The sequence below is a fragment of the Paenibacillus sp. FSL R10-2771 genome (assembly GCF_038000205.1).
GTDB classification, from domain to species: Bacteria; Bacillota; Bacilli; order Paenibacillales; family Paenibacillaceae; genus Paenibacillus_AQ; species Paenibacillus_AQ phytohabitans.
Genome location: NZ_JBBOBM010000001.1, coordinates 7,761,626 through 7,783,604, shown reverse-complemented (window position 1 = coordinate 7,783,604; position 21,979 = coordinate 7,761,626). Strand labels below are relative to the sequence as shown.

Sequence of the window (21,979 nt, the reverse complement as noted above, 5' to 3'; positions counted from 1 at the left end):
CCTCCCTTTTCTTGCCGTACTTCCGTACTTCCATCCTTTCCACCACCGCAGCCAAGCCTATCTGCCACTTATCTCGCACACAGCTCCAGCAGCTTCCCGGCATCCAGCGCCGAGGTAGACGGCAGCAGCAGGTCAGCCGCACCCAGCTGCGCCGCGTTGCCAATGCCTACGGCCTTCATGCCCGCCGCTTTGATCGCGGCGACCCCTGCGGCCGCATCCTCCACGCCGATGCAGTTGCCCGGCGCGGCCCCAAGCAGCTCCGCCGCCTTGAGGAAGATCTCCGGGTCGGGCTTGCCCTTCCGGAGCTCAGCCGGGTCGGCGACCGCCTGGAACCAATGGGCTGCGCCGAGGCGCTCCAGAATCAGCGGCGCATTCAGGCTGGCCGAGGCCAGCCCCGCAGAGATTCCCCGCTCGCGCAGGGAATCCAGCAGCTCAGGAATCCCCGGCAGCAGGTCAGCCGGGGTGATGCGCCCGATCATTTCCTTGTAATGATCGTTCTTCTTCTCCGCCAGCCGGAACTTCTCGGCTTCAGGCAGCAGCGCAAGTCTGCTGCCCTCCAGCACTATCTCCAGCGATTCCATCCGGCTGACCCCTTTCAGCCGTTCATTCTTCTCGCGGCTGAAGGGAATGCCCAGCTCATCGGCGAGTGCCTGCCAGGCCAGATAATGATATTCAGCCGAATCGGTAATGACGCCGTCCAGATCGAAGATTACCGCCTGAAGCCGGCCCGCAAGCGAAATCTTCACCGGCTCCTGCGGAAGCAGCCTCAGCGGCTGGTCCTTATGCAAGATCTCGAGACCTGTGCCGGCCAGTAGCGTATATACGGCATCCTCACGATCAATGAATATATCCAGAAGCTGCCCGCGCACGGTGATCTTGAAGCGGTAGCTCTCCCACTGCTCCGGCAGGGCCGGATCAAAGCTCAGCTTCCCTTCATACAGCCGCAACCCTCCAAAACCGTTCACGATCGACATCCACGAGCCGGCCATCGCCGCCATATGCAGCCCGTCCTTGGCGTTGCGGTTAATGTCATCAAGATCCATCCGCACGGTGCGGTCGAAATAGGCATATGCCCCGGTTAAATCGCCGATCTCAGCAGACATGATGCTATGAATACAAGGCGACAAGGAGGAGTCGTGGGTGGTTAGCGGCTCATAATAATGATAGTTGCGGATTTTATCCGCCAGGCTGAACTTGTTCCCGAGCAGGAACATAGCCATCACGAGATCCGCCTGTTTCAGCACCTGGTGGCGGTAGATCACCAGCGGATGATAATTCAGCAGCAGCGGATATTTATCCGGCGGTGTGTGCTCGAAATCCCATTTCTGCTTCGCCAGGAACGTATCATCCTGGGCATAGATGCCGAGATCATTGTCAAAAGGAATAAACATCCTCTCGGCGGCTTCCCTCCAGCCCTCTGCCTCTTCCATGGACAGTCCTATAGCCAGCTGCAGGCGTTCATAGTCAGCAGGATATTCCTCCTGCAGAAGCAGGGCGGTCTCATAGGCATACATGAATTGGTCCTGAACCATGAGATTGGTATAGGCATTGTTATTCACAATCGCCGTATATTCGTCCGGTCCAGTCACAGCATCAATGCAGAAGGCGCCTCTGCGCGCCGGGTTGTAGTGACCGAGATCGGCCCAGAAGCGCGAGGTCTCAAACAGAACCTCCGCCCCTTGGGCAACCAGAAATTCCGTGTCGCCCGTTGCCAGCACGTATTGCTTCAGCCCGTAGGCAATATCGGCATTGATATGGGCCTGGGCGGTCCCGGCAGGGAAGTAGGCGGAGTTCTCCTCGCCGTCTATCGTCCGCCATGGATACAGCGCCCCCTTCTGGGACATGACCGCCGCACGCTCCCGCGCCTTGCCGAGCGTAGCATAGCGGAATTCCAGCAGCGCCCGGCTGACTTCAGGCTGGGTGAAGGTGAAGAACGGCAGCATGTACATTTCCGTATCCCAGAAATAATGGCCTTCATAGCCTTCTCCGGTTAAGCCTTTGGCTCCGATATTGGTCGCGCCGTCCCGGCCTGCCGATTGCAGCAGCTGAAAAGCATTGAAGCGTATACCCTGCTGCAGCGCCGGGTCGCCCTTGATTTCGACATCCGTATGCGCCCAGAAGGTATCCAGATATTCCTGCTGCTCCCCGGCCAGACCGGTGAATCCAAGTTCTCCGGCCATCTCCAGCACCCTGTCACTCCGGCCCTGCAGCTCCTCCTCCACGTAATCCTTGGAGGTGTGATAGGTTATATATTTGGTGAGTCTTACGGTCTCACCGCTGCGCACTGCAGCAGCATAACACACCGATATCCGCTGTCCGATCAGCTGGTTGCTCATCTCGCGGCCGGACTTTGCCTGCAGCGCATGGCTGACTGCGGTCAGCAGCGCAAACCGCGTATGCCGTGTCCGCTGCTTCATCCACAGCTTTCGGGTGGCAGCATCGTAGCCGGTATCTTCCAGCAGCAGGCTGGGCTCGGCACTGCCTGCGCCCAGCCGCGGATCATCCGTAGCCTCCGGCCGCCGGATCTCGCCGTCCACGGCAGACTCAAACTTCAGCGTGCCGGAGAAGTTCAGCGCGGTCACTGCATAGTCGATTGCGGCCAGATGCTTGTGCGCAAGCGACACCATCCGGCGGATCTCCAGCAGCACCCGGTGGCCGGCAGGGGATTCCCACTCCACCTCCCGGTGCAGAATCCCGCTCTGCATATCCAGCCGGCGTTCATACCGGTGAACCTTCCCTTGGTCCATCCGGAAATCATGTCCTTCAATACTGAGTTCGATCATACGTGCATCAGTCACATTCAGCATCGCCTGATTCCGGGAAGGGAACCCGAAGGCCCCTTCGGGATAGACAATCGGCTCAGAATCATAGAATCCGTTCAGATAGTTCCCGGCTACGGAAGTGCCCGCCTTGCCGTGGTAGCCTTCTTCGAAATTACCGCGCATACCGATATATCCGTTGCCGAGCGCGAATACGCTCTCGCTCCGCTGATTATACTCATCCTCGTAATGTTCCTCACCGAGACTCCACTCGCGGTAAGGATATAATGCCGGCGGATGTTCATAGGGCTTCATCTTCATCTCTATATTCTCCTCCTGATTGCGAATTTCTCCTGACCGCCGCATCGGATCTCCGGGGGACAGACCTCCGCTCTTTACATTGCCGCCGGAAATGGCGGTACTCATGCACACCCGGTACCTGCTCTGAGCCACAGGCTCAGCCTTTCACCGAGCCGCCCATCAGACCTCTGACGAAATACTTTTGCAGCAGGAAGAAGATTGCCAGCGGCATCAGCATTGAGATAAACGCAGCCGAAGTCAGCAAATGCCAGTCATTGCCGCGTGATCCGACCAGATCGGCGATCTTCATGGACATTACCTGCACCGACGGCTGGTTGCCGATGAAGATCAGCGACACCAGATAATCATTCCACACCCAGAGGAACTGGAAGATTCCGATGGAGGCGAGCGCAGGTACAGAGAGCGGCAGAATCAGCCTGCTGAAAATGGTAAAGTGGCTGGCCCCGTCAATGAAGGCTGATTCAAACAGATCCTTCGGCAGCTGGCTGATGAAGTTATACATAAAGTACGTAACCAGCGGCAGGCCGAAGGCCGTGTGCGCCAGCCAGATTCCGAGATAACTGCCGTTGAGCCCCAGCGACGTGTAATCCTTCAGCACCGGAATCAGCGCAACCTGTATCGGAATGACCAGCATCGCGATAATAATAACGAACAGCGTCTTGCGTCCAGGGAACCGCAACCAGGCGAAGGCGTATGCGGCAAAAGAAGCGATCAGCACCGGGATCACCGTAGCCGGTACAGCAATCGTCAGCGTATTCCAGAACGCCTGCGATAATCCGCTGCCCTTCTGCACCGTCTCACTGCCATCGGCTTCCTTAAGCTTGTATTCCTTGCCGGACAGTACATTCTTATAATTATCAAGCGTCAGGTCAGGCGTAGTCTTCCAGCCCTGTTCCTGCATATTGACCGTGCGCGCTCTGCGGTTCTCCCACATCAGGCGGCTGTCATCCGCCTTTACACCTGCTTTGAGCTGATCATCACTGTAGGTTTTACCGTTCACCTCAATCGGCTGCCGCAGATCCACATCCTTGGACAGCTGCAGCGTTTCGCCGGCCTTCCACTCCTGATGGGGGAAGACCTTCCACCAGCCGGTGTGCAGAATATCCGCAGCCGGACGGAAGGAGGAGGCAAAGAGCCCGAACGTCGGCAGAATCCAGATGAAGCAGATGACGCCCAGTATCAGGTTAACAACGGTTTTGCTGCTTTTTCTCTTCTTTTTGCCGACCATTAGAATCCCCCCTGCTTGCGGAACTGACGCAGATTAATAAGAATAACAGGCAATACCGCGATCAGGAGTACGATAGCCAGTGTTGAGCCGTAACCGAAGTTGCGGTACATGAAGAATTGCCGGTAGAACTGTGTCGCTACTACTTCTGTATCGTATTGACCTCCCGTCATCACCATGACGACGTCAAATATTTTCAATGTAAAGACAATAATGGTTGTGGTTACCGTCAGAATGGTCGAGGAGATAAACGGAATCATGATACCGAAAAAAATCTTCACCTCACCGGCGCCATCCACCCGTGCGGCTTCCAGAATATCGTCAGGAACACCTTTGATCGCTGCAGAGAAGATGACCATGGCAAACCCCGTCTGCATCCAGATCAGGATAATAATGAGGAAGAAATTATTCCAGGGCTGCAGCATACTCGTCCAGGCCTGCGGTTCGCCGCCGAAATAGGTTACGATCGCATTCAGCAGTCCGATCTGCTCATCGCCCGGCTGATAATAATAGACAAACTTCCAGATCACGCCTGCGGCAACAAAGGATATGGCCATCGGCATGAAAATAATCGATTTGGCGATACGTTCATAACTGCTGCGGTCGGCAAGGATGGCAATGAGCAGCCCGAAGCATACACAGGCCAGCGTCCCCACAAACACCCAGAGCAGATTGTTGCGCAGTGCGGTTGCCATCAGATGGTCGCTGAAGATTGCAGCATAGTTGCTGAGTCCGACGAACTTCTCCGAAGAAGCATTGAAGAAGCTTAAGTACAAGGTCCGCAGCGCAGGCAGGATTAACAGCCAGCCGAGAATAATAACCGCGGGTCCGACAAATACGTAGGGCAGCACTTTCCTGCGGATACGATCGGGATATTGCTCAACCGCCCAGGTCAGAGTGTAATAGATCAGATATACACCCAGTACACCCCATAGCACGGCAAGCACCGCAGTTAGCAGCGGATTAAGCGTAGAATCGCGGAAAAACAAGAAGATCAGCCCGTTGATCACAATGTTAGCGAGCAGCACCCCCAGCGATAAAAGCACCGCCCGGCCGCTGATTCTCTGCTTGACCTGCGTACCTGGGGCACCGGCCTCCGGCTTTATTTGTGCATCCATATCAGTTCCTCCTAATAAGTTTTGCGCAGCAAAACTCTCTACATAAGCATTCTTTAACAAGTGGAAACGGCTTTGCCGTCCTTATAAGGACGGTATCGTTTCAGCGAGAAATAGAAGGATAAATTATGGTGTGAAACATATAAATTCTTATATTTCAAGAAAAAGAGGGGCAGGATTCATCACTGCTGCCCTGCCCCTCTTCATCATTTGCGTCCCCCTAAGTCCCGCTTACACGCTCCTTAGTTGTTCCAGCCGGACTGGATCTGCTCCAGTGCCTGATCCAGAGTAGCCGTTCCGCTCACATAGTCGGTCATGCCTTTCCAGAACGTGCCTGCACCCACCTTGCCCGGCATCAGGTCAGAGCCGTCAAACCGCAGGGTTGAAGCATCCTGCACCAGCTGCGCCATCCGGCGGTCGGATTCGGACTGGTACCAGTCCAGCGGGGCATCATTCATTGGCGCCACTACACCGCCGGATTGTACCCAGCTCTTGATCGATTCACCGGTGGTGAAAAATTCCATGACTGCACGTACTTCAGGACGGTCATTGAACATCGCGTAGATATCGCCTGCTACAAGAACCGGCTTGCCGTATTGCTCATCAATCGGCGGGAGGTAGAACCAGTCATAATCTACATCAACCTTGGCGGTTTCCGGGAAGAAGCTCGTAATGAAGTTCCCCATCAGGTTGAACCAGGCTTTGGGAGGATTCTCGAACATTGGTTTCGGAGCATCCCCGAAAGCCGTGGTTACGATGGATTTAGCGCCGCCGTATACATAATCCTTGTTCAGCCAGATTTTGGACATCACATCTACTGCATTCTTCACTTCAGGAGAAGTGAACGGCAGTTCTCCGGCTACCCACTTGTCATAGTTCTCAGGAGTTGTGGTACGCAGCATAATGTTCTCTACCCAGTCGGTGGCTGCCCAGCCGGTAGCCGCGCCGCTCTCAATACCGATAGCCCAGGCAGGATCACCGTCTTTGGCAATTTGCTCTGTCAGCGCCATCATCTCATCCCAAGTCTGCGGAACCGTGTATCCGGCATCATCGAATTGCTTCTTCGGATACCAGACCAGACTCTTCACATTGCTGCGGTTCCAGATCCCGGCCATAATCTTGCCGTCTTTACCATCCATGGTGGACATATCCAGCCAGCTCTTATTGTAATTGGCTGTCAGCTTCTCCTGATCCAGCACACCGGTCAGATCGACTACCTTGCCGGTCTTCGCAATGGAAGCCAGGAGACCCGGCTGCGGGAAGTCAGCGATATCCGGAGCATTGCCGCCGTCAACACGGATATTAATCGTAGCTTCGAATTCCTTGGAGCCTTCATATTGAATATCAATGCCGGTTTTTTCTTCAAACTCTTTGATGCTGCTCTCAAATTTCACCTGGTCGGCGTCCACAAACGGGCCGAACATCGTTACCTTAGTCCCTTTATATTCACCTTTCATAGCTAAGTCCAGCGGGCTGCCGTCAGCTGTAGCCTCTGCATTATTTGTCGATTTCTGGTTGTTATCAGCTGCTGTTGCTGCCGGAGCTTCTGTTGCCGCCGGTGCATCCGTCGGTGCCGCATTATTGTTATTCCCGCCGCATCCGCTGAGCATCATGGTGAAGGATAAACACAGCACCATAGCGAGTGACAGTTTACGTCCTGGAGCTTTCTTCATTGTTTCATACATCCCCTTTAATTGTTTTTAGAGACTGCATTAGGTCAGCTTAATTCCCGGAATGACTACCGGCTGAGCACTGGACCACCTCCTTGCAAAGCTTTTCAGAATATGATAATTTGTACAGTTTAATGTCAGGGATTCCTGAGTCAGGAACATCGATATAGCGCTTACATTTCCATAATATCACATGCTGAATGCGTTTCCAATACTGCAAATTCATCTTTTCCTATGTTTTATTTTTAATTTGTGATATTCCTGCACCTTTCTACCTCTGGCAACCGTATTTATAGCGGATTTCCGTGTAAACTAACCATAATAACTTACATCAATCTGCCGAACCCCTGTGAAAAGCTTTTCAAATTTAGAAAAAGAGACCGCTCTGCCCCTCCACAATCCAGGCAGCAGCGCTTCAACCCTGCCCGCAAGCAGATTTCATTTCTCACGTGAGGATTCTCTTACAACCAGCTTATGCTCCATCTTTTCTTTCATGACAGCCACAGAGCCGGTCGTTAATAACTCATGCAGCTTCTCTGCAGCCCGGTAACCCAGCTGATAAATCGGCTGGGCGATCGTCGTCAGCTTCGGAATGAACATGCCGGACATCCGCAGATTGTCGAAACCGATTACCGACACCTGACCCGGCACCAGAATATTGCGGTCCTTCAGATAAGAGATCGTTCCCATGGCGAACTCATCGGCTACGCAGAATACAGCAGTCAGCTCCGGATACTCACTGAACAGCTCATGCGATGCCTGATACGCCTGTTCAAAGCGGTGATTGGCGTATTTGACCTTCTCCACATTGCGCTCCAGACCGAATTCCTTGAGCGCTCTGACGAATCCGGCAACACGCGGCGGCCCGGACACCGAGTTATCATGATTGAAGCCGATCATTCCGATCTCCTGGTGACCCAGCTCAATCAGGAATTTCACCGCATCATACGCTGCCTTCTCATCATCGACCTCCACCGAAGCCACCTCATACTCATCGGAATGGGAGGAGACCAGCACGAAGGGAATTCTGCAGCCTACCAGCTTCTCATAATACTCCGGGTACAGCACATCACTGGCGAACACGACTCCGTCCACCTGCTTCTCATGGAACGTATCGATATAAGACAGCGTCCGCTCCTTGTCACGGTCTGTATTGCAGATCATCAGACTGTAGCCGAGCTTAATGCAGGCATCCTGCATCCCCCGGATCACCCCTGCGAAATACAGGTTCTCAATATCGGGAATAAGCAGGCCCAGTGTAAAAGACTTCTTGTAAATCAAACCGCGCGCAAACGCATTAGGCTGATACTTCAGCGCTTCTATGGCTTCTATCACCCGGCTGCGTTTACTCTCAACTACTGTGTCCGGCGCATTCATTACACGGGAAACCGTGCTGATGGATACACCGGCCATTCTGGCTACATCTCTGATTGTTGGCTTCATAGCTCTGACTTCCTTTTTATAAAGATAAGAGTTTATATGCTTATGCAATAAATGTTCCTTATCTTTCTCGCTGAAACGGATACCTGAGCCGATATGTACTATCGCTGCTCCGGAGGCATCGGCTTTCCTGAAGCACAGCGTAGCCGTTTCTATTTAGAAAAGCTTTTCAAAGCGATTATAGCAAGGCTCCCGTAAATTGGCAAGATCTTTGTTATGCGCTTACATTAAACTTCACGTGGGAGGCTTTTCTGATGATTAATTCCCGTTATGCTGTTCACCGGTTGCGGATTTTACCTGTTGGGCTAATGGACAACGCCATTTTCTTAATCACCTCCGTCCATCTGAAAAGCTTCTCAATTCACTGCTGTCCCTTACTCTGCTGATCAGCTGATCATTATGTAGCTATAACACATTAATCGCTGTACCTATATGGAGTGAACTTACGTATATGGATCTAACTTGCTGAACAACCCCTGCATATCTGTTGAGAGTAGCGAGTGTGGAATGCCGCACCGCAATGAGTGTTCGCTTTAGTTGCACAAAATACAGTTAGATAAACCGCACGTAAGACAACAACCATTCAAATTACCGGTCAGTCACTGCGGGACTGGCTGAGCACATCAATGCCTTATACTTGATTCTTTAGCAGCAGAGTGGAGACTTCTGCGGTAGAGTGAAGACTTCTTAGGAAGCACTTAAGCTACTTTAGACACTGCAGACACTGTAGACGCTACAGACACTGCAGAACTACAGACACTTTAGACACTGCAGAACTGCAGACACTTTAGACACTGCAGACAAAAATGTTGTACGTTTTACAACTTTGATTGATGGATAGCCAGGTGATCGGGCGTATTGTTGTATGAAATACAACAATAATCCTGCTGAGCCGCTTGAACAAGGTGAAATGTTGCCTTTTGTACAACAATTTTGGATTAGGACCGATAGGAGAGGAGAAATGTTGTATTTGGTGCAGGATTTTTCAATAAGTTACTGGATCTCTGCCACGGAGGCGGATTAAATCGGAAAATTCCTGCGTCAACGGTAGCCGCCTAGAAGTTCAAATAATCACAGAATAAAGGCTTAGTTAGGATTGGTTTTATGTTGGAGTTTTATGTTGGAGTTTTATGTTGGAGTTTTATGGTGAAATCTTGAGTTCAGTCTATACAATGCTTAGGATAAGGGGCCGTCGCAGCCAGCCTGCAGATCAAGCAATGAGCCCGGTGCTGATCTGGTACTAATCCGTTACTGATCCAGAAGAATACCGGATCAAACGATATAGATTCTTCATCTGCAATATCCCTCCATCCGTAATATCCCTTCATCTGCAATATCCCTCCATCTGCAATATCCCTCCATCCGCAAATCCCTCTATCCGCAATATCCCTCCATCCGTAATATCCTCTCTTCATCCACACCGCTTACTTAAAGTGTGTAAATAATATTATTTCATGTTATAATTGGCGGGTAGATCAATCTATAGCTGCAAATACTGCTTACTGATGCTGAAGCATCCATTATGGGAGGGATTATGGTGAAGCAATTGCACGACATTCCGTTCTCCGTGCTGGATTTAGCCCCTATTCGCGAGGGCGGAACAGCGGCGGATTCATTTCATAACACACTTGATTTAGCACGTCATGCCGAAGAATGGGGATACCACCGTTACTGGCTGGCGGAGCATCATAATATGCCCGGCATTGCCAGCTCTGCCACGTCCCTTGTGATTGGACATGTAGCCGGAGGAACCAAGCGTATCCGCGTCGGCTCGGGAGGCATCATGCTCTCCAACCACGCACCGCTTGTTATCGCCGAGCAGTTCGGCACGCTGGAGTCCTTATATCCCGGACGCATCGATCTTGGCCTCGGCCGGGCCCCCGGCTCCGACCAGGCGGCCGCCAGAGCGCTGCGACGAGGTCTTGGCAGCGACGGCAGCGAATTCCCCGAGCAGCTCAGCGAGCTCCGGGCTTATTTCGACGCTAACGGGGCGGGCAGCCGCCCGCTCGGTGTACGCGCCGTTCCCGGCGAAGGACTGAATATTCCGATCTGGCTGCTGGGCTCCAGCGGCTTCAGTGCCCAGCTTGCGGGCCAGCTCGGTCTTCCGTTTGCTTTTGCCAGCCACTTTGCACCGGATTACCTGCTGCCGGCACTGCATTTGTACCGCAGCAGCTTCAAGCCTTCCGCAGTGCTCGATAAGCCCCATGTCATGATCGGACTGGGAATAACCGCCGCAGATACGGTGGAGGAAGCGCGCAGACTGGCTACCTCACAGCAGCAGCAATTCCTGAATATCATCCGCGGCCGTACCGGCAAGCTCCAGCCTCCGGTGGACAGCCTGGATGGAATCTGGACACCGCAGGAGAAAGCCATGCTGCTAAGCAAACAACAATATTCCATTGCCGGCGATCCTTCGCTAATCAAAGAACGGCTGCTGGAGATTCTCGAGGAGACGGCTGCCGACGAGTGGATTATTGCATCACAGATTTATGATCACTCCGCACGCCTGCACTCTTATAAGCTGGTATCCGAGCTGCTGCAGGAGCAATAAACCGATACCGCCCATCAAATACCCGGCCCATTTAACTACACACGGAGAGATCCGTGCCTGTAGCTTAAATGGGCTATTTGTATGCAAGAAATACCGCTAGTCTCTTCATTTACATATTAACAATGAACCGTTCTCTATAAAATACTACGTATTTATTAATATACGGAGAAATAATGAGTGAACAGCAGTAAACTGTAGAAAACAAATTATAATGTGAATCAAACCTCCATTTATACCTCATTTAGACCGATTTGAATGTTTTTATTTATCTTTAAATTTGATTATACTGTAGTTATTCGTTATAACGAACAAATGCGCAATTGCATTCTTCAGGTTCGTTCTTTCGGGTACTATCGCCCTGTTTCGTAGTGGTTCTATTAAAAACCACTTTATTCGACATGACATGCGTAATAAGCATGAATTGCGGCGAATCGTGGCTGGAAACTGCAGAATTAGGCGGTTATAGGCTAGGAAATACGGGTTGTAGGCGGGCGAGTGAACTAGAAACAGAGTAAAGATGACTTCCCAGAAGAGAGGGGCGGGAATGTGAAAAAGAGCTATCGCGCGTCCTTGCTAGGCGCTTATATTCTAGTTGTTCTGGCTGGTGTCGTATGGCATGCCGGTGGGGCCAGCGCCGAGGACACGATTAAGCTGACCGTGAATTCGCATACGACCAGCACTGCGACCATGAACAACATGCAGCCGGGAGATACTATGGCTTCAGACTATACGGTGATCAACGACGGAAATGACCCGTTTGATTATTCTGTAGACTTCAAATTCCTCTCCGGGGACGCAGAATTGTACAAAATCCTGCAAATGACCCTGCAAAAAGAGGGAGTAATCATCTATACAGGGGTAATGAGCGAGGCAGAAGGCCGGGTGACTATCGGCTCGCTTGAGGGCGCTGCGCAAGAGGACATCCAGATGGATGTGTTATTCCCGCCTGAAGCCGGCAATGAATTTCAGGGGAAGACGGTGAGCGTAGCCTTTGAATTCACCGCCACGGCAGATCCTGCGCCGACAGCTGAGCCAACAGCAACGCCGATACCAACCGCTACACCAGACCCTACAGCTGAGCCAACAGCAACGCCGATACCGACTGCTACACCAGACCCTACAGCTGAGCCTACGGCAGCACCGACTGCAACGGCAACACCAGAGGGACCAGGCAGCACACCAACAGCAACACCGGCTCCGACGGATCTGCCATCCAGCAGCACGGCACCTGCCCTAACGCCATCTCCTTCACCAACCGCTGCGGCAACACCGGCAGTAGATGAGGTAGCTGTAAGTGAAGCACCGGTACCGCTGGGCGGCGGGGATAACAATGGAGGCAGCGGCCCGTCTGCTACACCAGATGCCGGAGCTGTCACCGCCGGCAGTACACCAGCGCCTTCACCGGATAACGGGGTAACCCTTACCGATGACGAGCTTCCGCTCGCCGGACCGGATGAGGACGGCAAGCTGCCGGATACGGCCGAACCTTGGTACAATCTGATTCTGGGCAGCATGGCCGTAGCCATTCTCAGTCTGATCGCCATCCGCAAGCTCGGATCGAAGAAATAATATTTCACACAAGGCTGGAGGAGAGAGTATGAAGAAGCGTTCCGGTATATCTTTAGCCGTGAAGCTGATCTTCATACTCTCTTTATGCGTCATGCTGTATTCGGCCGTCCAGATCTTCAAAGCGCCAGCAGAAGCCCGGAAAGCCCTGCAAACCTGGGAGAAAAAGAGGGAGGAAGCCCAGCCATCCCCCGCAACAGAGGAAGAGACTCCGCTGCCTGACGGCATGATCAGCCCCCCAGCAGAACAAGGCAGCGTCAACCCCGAATATACGGAGGGGGAGGTTATTGGAGAGATCTATTTTCCAAAGCTGGACAAACGGGCGGCTATTCTGGAGGGGACGGGACGGACAGCCCTAAAAAAAGGGGCAGGGCATGACGAAGGGAGTGCAGCCATAGGCTCCCCCGGCAACAGCGTACTGGCAGGACATCGCGACACAGTGTTCCGGAGCCTTGGGGATCTGGAGGTGTCCGATATCATTGAACTCGAAACGGCGGAGGGGAAGTTCACCTATGAGATCACAGGGAGCAGGATTGTAGACGCAGAAGCACGGGGAGCGATTAAGCCAAGCGAAGAAGCTGTCCTTACCCTGATCACCTGTTATCCCTTCTCCTACGTTGGTTCAGCTCCTGACCGCTATCTGCTCTCGGCCAGGCTGATTGCAAGCAAGCCGCTGGTACGGCAGCCGTAAGCAGACATTTCTCTCTTCGGAAGTCCGCACGGGGATGAGACCTCTGGCGGATCGTGATAATATAGACATACGAAGATGAAGAGGAGATGACCTGAATTGAAACAAGAGCTGATCAAGCGTTTTATTTCTTATGCTGAAATGGATACCCAATCGAATGAGGACAGCGAGACCTGCCCTTCCACCCCCGGCCAAATGGTGCTTGCCCATAAGCTGGTAGAGGAGCTGCAGGAGATCGGGATGACGGAAGTCACAGTGGACGAGCACGGGTATGTTATGGCTTCACTGCCGGCGAACACGGACAAGGATGTTCCGGTAATAGGCTTCCTGGCCCATTTGGATACGGCGACTGATTTCACCGGCACGGATGTGAAGCCGCAGATTGTCGAGAACTATGACGGGAATGATATTGTGCTGAATAAGGCGCTTAACATTGTTCTGACTACGAAGAGCTTCCCGGAGCTGAGCGGCTACAAGGGGCATACCCTGATTACCACCGACGGCACTACCCTGCTGGGGGCAGATAACAAGGCTGGTATTGCGGAGATCGTTACGGCGATGGTGTATTTGCTCGCGCATCCGGAGATCAAACACGGCAAGATCAGAGTTGCTTTTACCCCGGATGAAGAAATCGGACGCGGCCCGCATAAGTTCGACGTTGCAGCATTCGGCGCTTCCTATGCCTATACCGTTGATGGCGGCCCGCTCGGAGAGCTGGAGTATGAGAGCTTCAATGCCGCTGCCGCCAAAATCAGCTTCCATGGGGTCAACGTACATCCCGGTACAGCCAAGGGCAAGATGATCCACTCTTCCAAAATCGCCATGGCCTTCCATCTCCGGCTTCCTGCCGGTGAAGCGCCTGAATTCACGGATGGGTACGAGGGCTTTTACCACCTGATCTCCATGCAGGGCAATGCCGAGCACAGCAAGCTGCAGTATATTATCCGTGACTTTGACCGCGAGAATTTCGAGAACCGCAAAGCCCATATCGCTGCCATTGTGGATGAATTCAAGTCTACTTACGGAGCAGACAATGTAGTGCTGGAGATGAATGACCAGTACTATAATATGCGTGAAAAAATCGAGCCGGTGCGCCACATCGTTGACATCGCCCGGGAAGCGATGGAGGGTCTGGGAATAGCTCCGGTGATCCGCCCGATCCGCGGAGGGACTGACGGCTCACAGCTGTCCTATATGGGCCTGCCGACACCGAATATCTTCACCGGCGGCGAGAATTTCCACGGCAAATTCGAATACGCCTCTGTAGACGTAATGCTGATGGCTGTTAAGGTTATCGTAGAGATTGCCCGTCTGGCTGAGCAAAAAGCTTAACGCCTCCTGCATAGCACAAATACCCCCGGATAAAGCGCATCCCGCTTATCCGGGGGTATTTGTGCTGCGCGGAGCTGCTTCCACGGAGTCTTCTCCGGCCCGGCCGCCGGCAGCCTGCAGCTCAGGTTCACTCTGGGCCAGCACCTCCCTGTATCCTTCTCCCCAGTGTTTAATACTAAGCAGGCCGGATTCCAGGCCCCGGGCCCACTCGGTCAGAGAATACTCTACCTTCTGGGGCACCTGCGGGTACACCTCACGATGAACCAGACCGTCACGCTCCAGCTCCCGCAGCTGCATGGCCAGCATCCGCTGGGTAATTCCCGGACATAATCTGCGCAGTTCATTGAACCGCTTTGTACCGCTGATTAGATGGTAGAGCAGGACTCCTTTCCATTTACCGCCGATGACCTCGAGCGTCCGCTGAAAAGAATCCATTTCTTCATCACGCCTCATCTCTTCCGCATCGCCGCAACTATCGTTTCTCCCCTGTACATTCATATCTGCAAACTCCTCATTGTAGGATGTTCCGTTAATTAATACGATTGTATCATATATACATTTCCACGTTTATGCCAATATGGCAAAAAACCTCTGGAAGCCTTAAATATAGGCACCCAGAGGTCATGAATAGGTTACAGGCGCAGGACAGACGCCCTCCTGCTATTTACTGCTTCACCGGCAGCCAGCCCGGCGTATGAATCAGTGCATTCCAGAGCGGGTCCGGGATTACAAGCTCAGCTTGGGCGGAAGGGTCCAGCTCAGTCTTAATCTCAGCTGCACGCCCTTCGGCAACCTTCTGAACCCAGTCCGGTTCAATCAGGAGCGGACGGCCCAGAGCGACCAGGCTGATCCCGCTGTCCAGACCCTTCAGGGCATCAGCGGCGGTATAGAGCGAGCCTACTCCAATTACCGGAGCCTTGCCTCCCACGCGGTCTACAATCTGCTCGATCCGCGGACGGCTGTCCTCGGTACCCCGGCGCGGCTGCGACCACAGCTCCATCAGGGAAGCATGCAGATAATCAAGCCCTTCCCCTGTCAGTGCATCGATTAGCGCAAAGGTATCAGCCATCGTAATTCCCGGTGTTTCCGGCTCTTCAGGCGAGAAGCGGTACCCTACAAGGAATTCCCCCTGTGCATGCTGCTTCACCGCATCCTTGACACTGCGCAGAACAGCCAGCGGGAAGGCCAGGCGCTTCTGCAGATCGCCGCCCCAGCGGTCTTCGCGCCGGTTCGAATGCGGGGAGAAGAACTGCTGCAGCAGATAGCCGTTGGCACCGTGAATTTCCACACCATCGAATCCGGCTTCGATCGCCCGGCGTGTAGCTTCTCCGAAATCAGCGATAATTCCGGTAATTTCTTCATCAGTCAGTGCGCGCGGAACCGGTCCTTGCCCGCCGCCCGGAAGCTCCGACGGCACATCACTTGCGCTGACCGTCTGTCCGTCAGGCAGCTGTGCCGGGGGGCATTGGCGCCCGCCATGGAAGATCTGCAGAACCGCCTTCGCCCCTTCACCCTTAATGGCCTCGGCCAGCCCGCGCAGGCTCGGAATCAGCCCGTCATGGTCAGCACCGAATTCACCCGGGAAGCCTTTCCCGCCGCGTGATACATATACACAGGCGGTAATAACCATTCCTGCCCCTTTGGATCGGCGGATGTAGTAATCAAGCTCCGGCTCTGAGACGGTTCCATCCTCATTCGAGGAGAAATTAGTCATCGGCGCCATCACCACACGGTTCTTCAGTTCAATGCCGTTCGCGAACTTAAACGTCTCCAGCAGCGGGCTATATTCTGTCTTCAGCAGCATAATTATCAATCTCCTCCATTTGTCTAAATCTATATGAATTTCATTTCATCGATCTGTCGCGGTCAGGGTCATCTTTCCAAATGACGTTCTCCCCGTAATTCTTGCCCCAGTCATACATCATGCGCAGCACAGGCATCAGCGTATGCCCATACTCCGTCATAGAGTATTCTACTCTCGGCGGGACTTCAGCATACACCCGCCTGAATACCAGCTGATCTTCCTCCAGCTCACGCAGCTGATTGGTCAGCATTTTCTGCGTAATATGCGGAATCAGCTTCTTCAGCTCGCTGAAGCGTTTGGTCCCTTCCAGACCCAGGTGCCACAATATGATAAGCTTCCATTTGCCGCCGATGACAGCAAGCGTAAGCTCCTTCTCGCAGTTGATTTCCTTCAGATTGATACGGTCTTTAATCTCAGTCGCCAATATAAGTCCCTCCTTTCGTTCTTTAATATCATACTACAATACACCCGGGGGCTGCACATCGCCAGCAGACGCCCTGGGGCAGACCCATATAACGTAACAGACCGCAGGCCTATGGCCTGCGGTCTGTATGCTGCATGTGGTATTATTCTTCCCTTGTTATTCCTTGACCAGGCTTCCCTGCAGGCTGGCTGCACTGAAGTCCGGCTGGGCTTCAATCGTAGTGTCGCCTGCAGCTTTGGCTTTGTCCAGGGCGGCGTTATAACGCGTGTTCAGATCCTGAAGATCCTTGTCCAAATCTCCGCCGGTAAAGATATATCTGTTGAACACATCCATCTTCTTCGTTCCTTCCAGACGTCCTTCTGTAGCAGTGAACGGAGTTGCCGGATAGATTCCGTCATACTTGGTCGGCAGGAAGTCCTCAATTCCCGGGATATCCGGAGCTTTCGCTGCGGCAGCAACAGAAGGAATAACAGAAACCCCGTATCCGCCTTCCTGGTAAGCGATCTGCACCTCATCGCTGTACATCCACTCGATAAACTTCCAGGCGGCCTCTTTCTGCCCGGAGTCTTTGCTCATCGCCAGATAGCTGCCGGAGATGACCTGGCTGGCGCCGTTCTGCTGGCCGTCCACGGTTGGCGGCAGTGCTGCCGCCCAGCGGATTTCGGTCGGGAATTGAGTTTTGTACACACTAGGCTCAACAGAATGGTTGAAATACATCCCGATTTTACCTTGAGCGAACTGTGCCCGCAGCGGGTCAATATCAAGCGATTCCGAACCCGGCATCATACTGCCGTCCACTACGATCTGCCGCAGGGCTTCAAGCGTCTCCTTGTACATGCCGAAGTCGAACTTAGCGGTCTGGAAGTTGAAGCCTTCCGTTCCTTCTGTCTTACTGAGGGTTGTGATCGGATGGGCAATGCGTTCAAACCCGCTTCCGCTCTTGAAATTACCGGCGAAGCCGTAAGCACCGCTGTCTTTACCCGCCTCAGTAATCTTCTTGGCATCCTCCACCATTTCGGCAAGTGTAGCTGGCGGCTCTGTAATCCCGGCCTTCTCGAACAGATCCACGTTATAGATCAGGCGCCAGAATTGGCCAATATTCGGCAGGGTGTAGATTTTGCCGTCAACCATATTCTTCTCATTAATGAGCACGCTCTCGAACCGGCTCTTCATTTCCGGTGTGATGTAGCTGTCGAACGATTCCAGATACCCTTTCTTGACCCAGGCCGGTACATTGCCTGTATCCACGCGCAGAATATCCGGCGCCTGTTTACTGGAGAAGGCGATATCCACTGACTGGGCGTAGTTGTCAGCCATCACTTTGAATTCAATATCCACATTAGGGTTAAGCCCCTCGTACTCACTGATCTTCTGCTCAATAAAATCTGAATCATGACGGTCGATGGACCAGTAGACCAGCTTGGTTTGCTCAGCGGAGGTATCCCCGCCCTCCGCCTTTGTATTATTTGAAGCAGTTGACGAGGAGCATGCAGCCAGCGATCCTGCCAGCAGCAGCGAAGCTCCTGCCAGCATCCATTGATTTCTTTTCATCTTGAAACCCTCCCTTTTCTTTGTGTAATCGCATTCATTTCATATAAAAATTATAGAATGACTGCGCGTTTGTAAGTGAAGGAGAAAACAACTATTCAGGGGAGACGAAATCACTGTTTCCGCGCTGCACCTCCGAAGTGTATTTGGAGCGGAAGTCGGTCGGCGTCATGCCGGTATATTTCTTGAACAGTTCAGTGAAATAAGGACGGTCCTCGTAGCCCAGCGAGATGGCGATATCCTGAACCTGCATGCCCTCAAGCACCCGTTCCTTGGCCTTCTCCATTCTGCGGCTGATAATGTACTGGGCGAGTGTCATCCCCATTTCTTTCTTGAACAGATTGGAGAAATAACTGGGGCTCAGATGAACCTCCCTCGCACAATCGGCAACCGCAAGGTTGCGGTGCAGATTCTCATTGATGTAGGCGATGGCACGCTCCACCAGCACACGCGCTTCACTGAACTGGCGTATCTGCACGTAGGAGCAGCCCTGGCGGCAGAATTCCCGGATCTGACCCCGCAGCTCCTCGAATGAGGCGGAGGTATTCATATCGGCCAGCTTCTTCTCCAGCAGCTTGACCTCTGCGTCTGAAGCTTTGTCGGAGAAGACACGGTGGACCGAATGGGCCAGCTCCAGACACATCGTCTTGACGATCGCCGGATCGGGCAGCACGGGGGCACTTAGCCACTCATTCCAAATATTGTCCAGTTGCTCTTCCGCCTTAGCCAGATTAGCCGAACGCAAGCAATAGAGCAGTTCTTTCTCCTTGTCAAAAGAGTATCTGGGCAGCGCAGCATCCCTCTCCGGCGATTCCACATAGCGGTATACACTGTTCCCGCCGGTCAGGAACGTATTGGTCAGCGCAGACAGCGCCTGGGCGTAGGATACCGACAGCTGGCCTGCCTCCTCCACTTCCCCGCCGAGTCCGATTGACACGGTCTGGTACGTATGCCGGCAGACATTCTCCCGGCATTGCTCGGCCAGCTGCTCCGCATCAAGCTCCGCCGGGGGATTCATCACGATAATGAACTGATTAACACGCTCGCGGAACACGAGACCCTGCGTGTACCCGCCAATCGTCTCCTCCAGAATGTTCTGCACCGCGAATCGGATCAGCTCAACCTCAGAGACCGCCAGCGCGGCCGTACGCTCGGCAAAAAAGTCGATCTCCGCCACCATCACACAAAAGTCGCGGCTGTTCATTGTAATCGCATAGAAATCCCACTGCTGGCTGCGGTGCTGCTGCCTGCTGCCGTAACGGATCAGGAGACGCATATACTCCTGACGCAGATAAGGCATACTCTCCCGCAGCTTCTGCTCCATCCCCCGCATCTGTTCAGCCTGCGAGCGTTCACGCTCCAGCACCTCTTTGGCCTTCAGGACGGATTCAAGCACCTGCGGCTTGGTAAAGGGCTTGACGATCAGGTCAAAGGCCCCGAGCTTCACCGCCTCCTGGGCATAAGAGAAATCCGAATAACCCGTCAGGAAGATCAGCTTGATCCCCGGCTGCTCCGCCAGAATCATCCTCATCATCTCCAGCCCGTCGGTGAATGGCATCCGGATATCGGTCAGAACAATATCCGGACGGTGTTTACGGATCTGCAGCAGCCCTTCTTCTCCGTTGGCCGCCGTTGCAGCGACGGCGATCCCGTGCTCCTCCCAGGGAATCCGCTGGGACAAGCCCCGGACCACAGCCGGAATATCATCTACAATGCATATTTTTACAGGTTCAGCGTGGCTCAGGATAAACTCCACCTTCCATTGGAATTGAGAGAACCGCTTCAGTCTCTATGTGCGGACGGCTGCGGAAGGTTAAAGAGGCTTCCTTGCCGTAATATAACTGCAGGCGGCTGCAGATATTGGTCAGGGCATATCCCCCGCTGCCGGCCGGCTCTTTCAGCCGGGCATTCAGCTGCTCCGCATCCATGCCCGACCCGTTATCAGCCGCCCGGATCACGAGATGTTGCGCCTCTATTGCCACAGAGATCGTAATCATGCCTTCGCCCCGGAGCTCCTTCAGCCCGTGCAGAATGGAATTCTCCACAAGGGGCTGAATGATAATTTTCAGAACAGGCAGCTCCAGCAGCTCCGCTCCAGCAGTTATCGTATATTCGAATAGGCCCTCATAACATTGCTGCTGGAGATTCAGGTACTGGCGGACATGCTCCAGCTCCTTACCCAGTGTCGTAATCTCCTGCCCGTTGTTCAAGCCCAGCTGGAACAGCGCGGACAGGGAAATCACCATCTGCTTCACATCTTCATATTCGTCCATTTCGCATTTCCATAAGATTGTATTGAGCGTGTTATATAAAAAATGGGGTTCAATCTGCGCCTGCAGCGCTTTGATCTCCGCTTTGCGCTTTTCCTTCTCCGTATCCCTGACCTCAAGAATCAGCCCGCCGATCCGGTCGAGCATCTGGTTGAATTTGCGGCCCGCCTCCCCGATCTCATCCTGGAACGGACTCTCGAAGCGGGCATCCAGATCCTCATGCTCCACCCGCGACATCGTCTTCTGCAGCTTCAGCAGCGGCCCGAGCAGCAATGCCGAGAGGTATCTCGCCAGCAGCAGCGCGATGACAATGCACACGGCCATAATCATCAGCACCAGCCACTGAATGCTGCGTACAGGCTGAAGAAGCTCCTCCTTCGACTGGTAGCTGACCAGCAGCCAGTCCCCCGCATACCGCGAATCTGCGTAGCTGACCAGCATCGTCCCGCCGCCCGCAGAATATTCGAAATTGCCGCTGTCCGCCTGAAGCAGCTTGTTCATAAATACCACTGAGCGGGACCAGTCTGGCCGTTCCTTATCTCCGAAGACACTGGCTCCGCCCTTGTTGATCAGCAGAAACTTCGCACTGCCGAGACTCGCGCCTCCGCTGACGGTATCCTCCAGAATGTCCTCTTTCACATTAACGGTCAGGAAGACATCGGGCACATAGCTCTCCGTCAGCGGCTGCAGCAGCAGAGAGATTACATGATGCTTGCCCGCGAACAGCTCGTCCTCATGGCTCTCCACCCAGTTCGATTCCGGATTATCCTTGATCCGCTGATACAGCAAAGACTCCATAAATGGAGTCGCTGTTCTGCGCAGATTGCCGGCGGAGTAGAAATCCCCGTCCGGTGTACTGACCAGGATCGATTCAATGGAGTTCTCTGTCAGCTCCGCCTGTGTGAAGGGGCCCTGCAATAAGGAGAAGTTCGCAAAGAACCGGTCGGTATTATCCGCTTGTATATCCCGCATCGTCTGCTTATACGCTTCACTCAGCATCATGGTGGAGGACGCCACAATGATCTGCTTCAGCTTCTGGTCCAGCACGTTAACGGACTGGTTCAGCACATTGCGGTTCAGGTCGATGGAGTTGCGTTCCATGGCCCGCGAAGCAATCGAGTAGGCCCACAGGCCGGTGACCGAGATACAAAAGACGGTCAGCCCGGTGAATGTCAGCCATATTCTTTTCTTCAGCGAGGTCCGGTACAGCCAGGCCTTCAGCATGATTACACACCCTTCGTTAAGACTGGCTGCCGGTGGACCGCC

The 21,979-nt window shown here is 53.4% G+C and carries 15 protein-coding genes; 4 read left to right on the top strand and 11 right to left on the bottom strand.

The window, feature by feature from the left end:
- Window positions 1-68: 68 nt before the first annotated feature.
- The 5 genes from pgmB to NSU14_RS33845 all read right to left on the bottom strand — a co-directional run bounded on the left by pgmB (window position 69) and on the right by NSU14_RS33845 (window position 8,533).
- Window positions 69-3,185, bottom strand: a complete 3,117-nt coding sequence (gene pgmB / locus NSU14_RS33865) for a beta-phosphoglucomutase (protein WP_336101068.1) — start codon at window positions 3,183-3,185, stop codon at window positions 69-71.
- A 31-nt stretch (window positions 3,186-3,216) separates the two neighbouring features.
- Window positions 3,217-4,308: a carbohydrate ABC transporter permease gene (locus tag NSU14_RS33860; RefSeq protein WP_042140371.1), complete on the bottom strand. Its 1,092-nt coding sequence runs from the start codon at window positions 4,306-4,308 to the stop codon at window positions 3,217-3,219.
- The gene (locus NSU14_RS33855) at window positions 4,308-5,423 is read right to left on the bottom strand and encodes a carbohydrate ABC transporter permease (RefSeq protein WP_042140372.1); all 1,116 of its coding nucleotides are present in this window, start codon (window positions 5,421-5,423) and stop codon (window positions 4,308-4,310) included. The genes NSU14_RS33860 and NSU14_RS33855 overlap by 1 nt, the downstream gene beginning before the upstream one ends.
- A gap of 239 nt (window positions 5,424-5,662) precedes the next feature.
- On the bottom strand, window positions 5,663-7,093 hold the full coding sequence (locus NSU14_RS33850; protein ID WP_336101069.1) for an ABC transporter substrate-binding protein: 1,431 nt from the start codon (window positions 7,091-7,093) through the stop codon (window positions 5,663-5,665).
- Window positions 7,094-7,528: 435 nt separating this feature from the next.
- On the bottom strand, window positions 7,529-8,533 hold the full coding sequence (locus NSU14_RS33845) for a LacI family DNA-binding transcriptional regulator (RefSeq protein WP_042141790.1): 1,005 nt from the start codon (window positions 8,531-8,533) through the stop codon (window positions 7,529-7,531).
- 1,531 nt (window positions 8,534-10,064) lie between these two features.
- On the opposite strand from NSU14_RS33845, the gene NSU14_RS33840 reads away from it, so the two are divergent.
- From NSU14_RS33840 to pepT, 4 genes are all read left to right on the top strand, one after another.
- Window positions 10,065-11,081, top strand: coding sequence for an LLM class flavin-dependent oxidoreductase (locus NSU14_RS33840; RefSeq protein WP_340948680.1), 1,017 nt, complete (start codon window positions 10,065-10,067; stop codon window positions 11,079-11,081).
- 546 nt (window positions 11,082-11,627) lie between these two features.
- The gene (locus NSU14_RS33835; RefSeq protein WP_340948679.1) at window positions 11,628-12,650 is read left to right on the top strand and encodes a hypothetical protein; all 1,023 of its coding nucleotides are present in this window, start codon (window positions 11,628-11,630) and stop codon (window positions 12,648-12,650) included.
- A 28-nt stretch (window positions 12,651-12,678) separates the two neighbouring features.
- A complete protein-coding gene (locus tag NSU14_RS33830; RefSeq protein WP_052422153.1) occupies window positions 12,679-13,338 on the top strand; it encodes a class D sortase in 660 nt (219 codons plus the stop codon).
- 96 nt (window positions 13,339-13,434) lie between these two features.
- Window positions 13,435-14,667, top strand: a complete 1,233-nt coding sequence (gene pepT / locus NSU14_RS33825) for a peptidase T (RefSeq protein WP_042140376.1) — start codon at window positions 13,435-13,437, stop codon at window positions 14,665-14,667.
- Window positions 14,668-14,712: 45 nt separating this feature from the next.
- On the opposite strand, the gene NSU14_RS33820 is transcribed toward pepT, so the two are convergent.
- The 6 genes from NSU14_RS33820 to NSU14_RS33795 form a co-directional block, all read right to left on the bottom strand.
- The gene (locus tag NSU14_RS33820) at window positions 14,713-15,120 is read right to left on the bottom strand and encodes a winged helix-turn-helix transcriptional regulator (protein ID WP_063779850.1); all 408 of its coding nucleotides are present in this window, start codon (window positions 15,118-15,120) and stop codon (window positions 14,713-14,715) included.
- Between the two features lie 211 nt (window positions 15,121-15,331).
- Window positions 15,332-16,465: an NADH-dependent flavin oxidoreductase gene (locus NSU14_RS33815; protein ID WP_445670108.1), complete on the bottom strand. Its 1,134-nt coding sequence runs from the start codon at window positions 16,463-16,465 to the stop codon at window positions 15,332-15,334.
- A gap of 46 nt (window positions 16,466-16,511) precedes the next feature.
- Window positions 16,512-16,895 (bottom strand): winged helix-turn-helix transcriptional regulator, encoded by a 384-nt coding sequence (locus NSU14_RS33810; protein ID WP_042140377.1) that lies wholly within the window; start codon window positions 16,893-16,895, stop codon window positions 16,512-16,514.
- Between the two features lie 156 nt (window positions 16,896-17,051).
- Window positions 17,052-18,446, bottom strand: a complete 1,395-nt coding sequence (locus NSU14_RS33805; protein ID WP_042140378.1) for an ABC transporter substrate-binding protein — start codon at window positions 18,444-18,446, stop codon at window positions 17,052-17,054.
- A 91-nt stretch (window positions 18,447-18,537) separates the two neighbouring features.
- Window positions 18,538-20,199, bottom strand: coding sequence for a response regulator (locus NSU14_RS33800; RefSeq protein WP_083705479.1), 1,662 nt, complete (start codon window positions 20,197-20,199; stop codon window positions 18,538-18,540).
- A complete protein-coding gene (locus NSU14_RS33795; RefSeq protein WP_076243604.1) occupies window positions 20,174-21,937 on the bottom strand; it encodes a sensor histidine kinase in 1,764 nt (587 codons plus the stop codon). Before NSU14_RS33795 ends, NSU14_RS33800 begins: the two co-directional genes overlap by 26 nt.
- Window positions 21,938-21,979 lie beyond the last annotated feature (42 nt).

What these genes read in the sequence shown, in the direction of transcription:
- pgmB (WP_336101068.1), bottom strand. Translation starts at nt 3,185, where the DNA reads ATGAGTACCGCCATTTCCGGCGGCAATGTAAAGAGCGGAGGTCTGTCC.
- NSU14_RS33850 (WP_336101069.1), bottom strand. Translation starts at nt 7,093, where the DNA reads ATGAAGAAAGCTCCAGGACGTAAACTGTCACTCGCTATGGTGCTGTGT.
- NSU14_RS33805 (WP_042140378.1), bottom strand. Translation starts at nt 18,446, where the DNA reads ATGAAAAGAAATCAATGGATGCTGGCAGGAGCTTCGCTGCTGCTGGCA.
- NSU14_RS33820 (WP_063779850.1), bottom strand. Translation starts at nt 15,120, where the DNA reads ATGAGGCGTGATGAAGAAATGGATTCTTTTCAGCGGACGCTCGAGGTC.
- NSU14_RS33845 (WP_042141790.1), bottom strand. Translation starts at nt 8,533, where the DNA reads ATGAAGCCAACAATCAGAGATGTAGCCAGAATGGCCGGTGTATCCATC.
- NSU14_RS33830 (WP_052422153.1), top strand. Translation starts at nt 12,679, where the DNA reads ATGAAGAAGCGTTCCGGTATATCTTTAGCCGTGAAGCTGATCTTCATA.
- NSU14_RS33795 (WP_076243604.1), bottom strand. Translation starts at nt 21,937, where the DNA reads ATGCTGAAGGCCTGGCTGTACCGGACCTCGCTGAAGAAAAGAATATGG.
- NSU14_RS33855 (WP_042140372.1), bottom strand. Translation starts at nt 5,423, where the DNA reads ATGGATGCACAAATAAAGCCGGAGGCCGGTGCCCCAGGTACGCAGGTC.
- NSU14_RS33840 (WP_340948680.1), top strand. Translation starts at nt 10,065, where the DNA reads ATGGTGAAGCAATTGCACGACATTCCGTTCTCCGTGCTGGATTTAGCC.
- NSU14_RS33860 (WP_042140371.1), bottom strand. Translation starts at nt 4,308, where the DNA reads ATGGTCGGCAAAAAGAAGAGAAAAAGCAGCAAAACCGTTGTTAACCTG.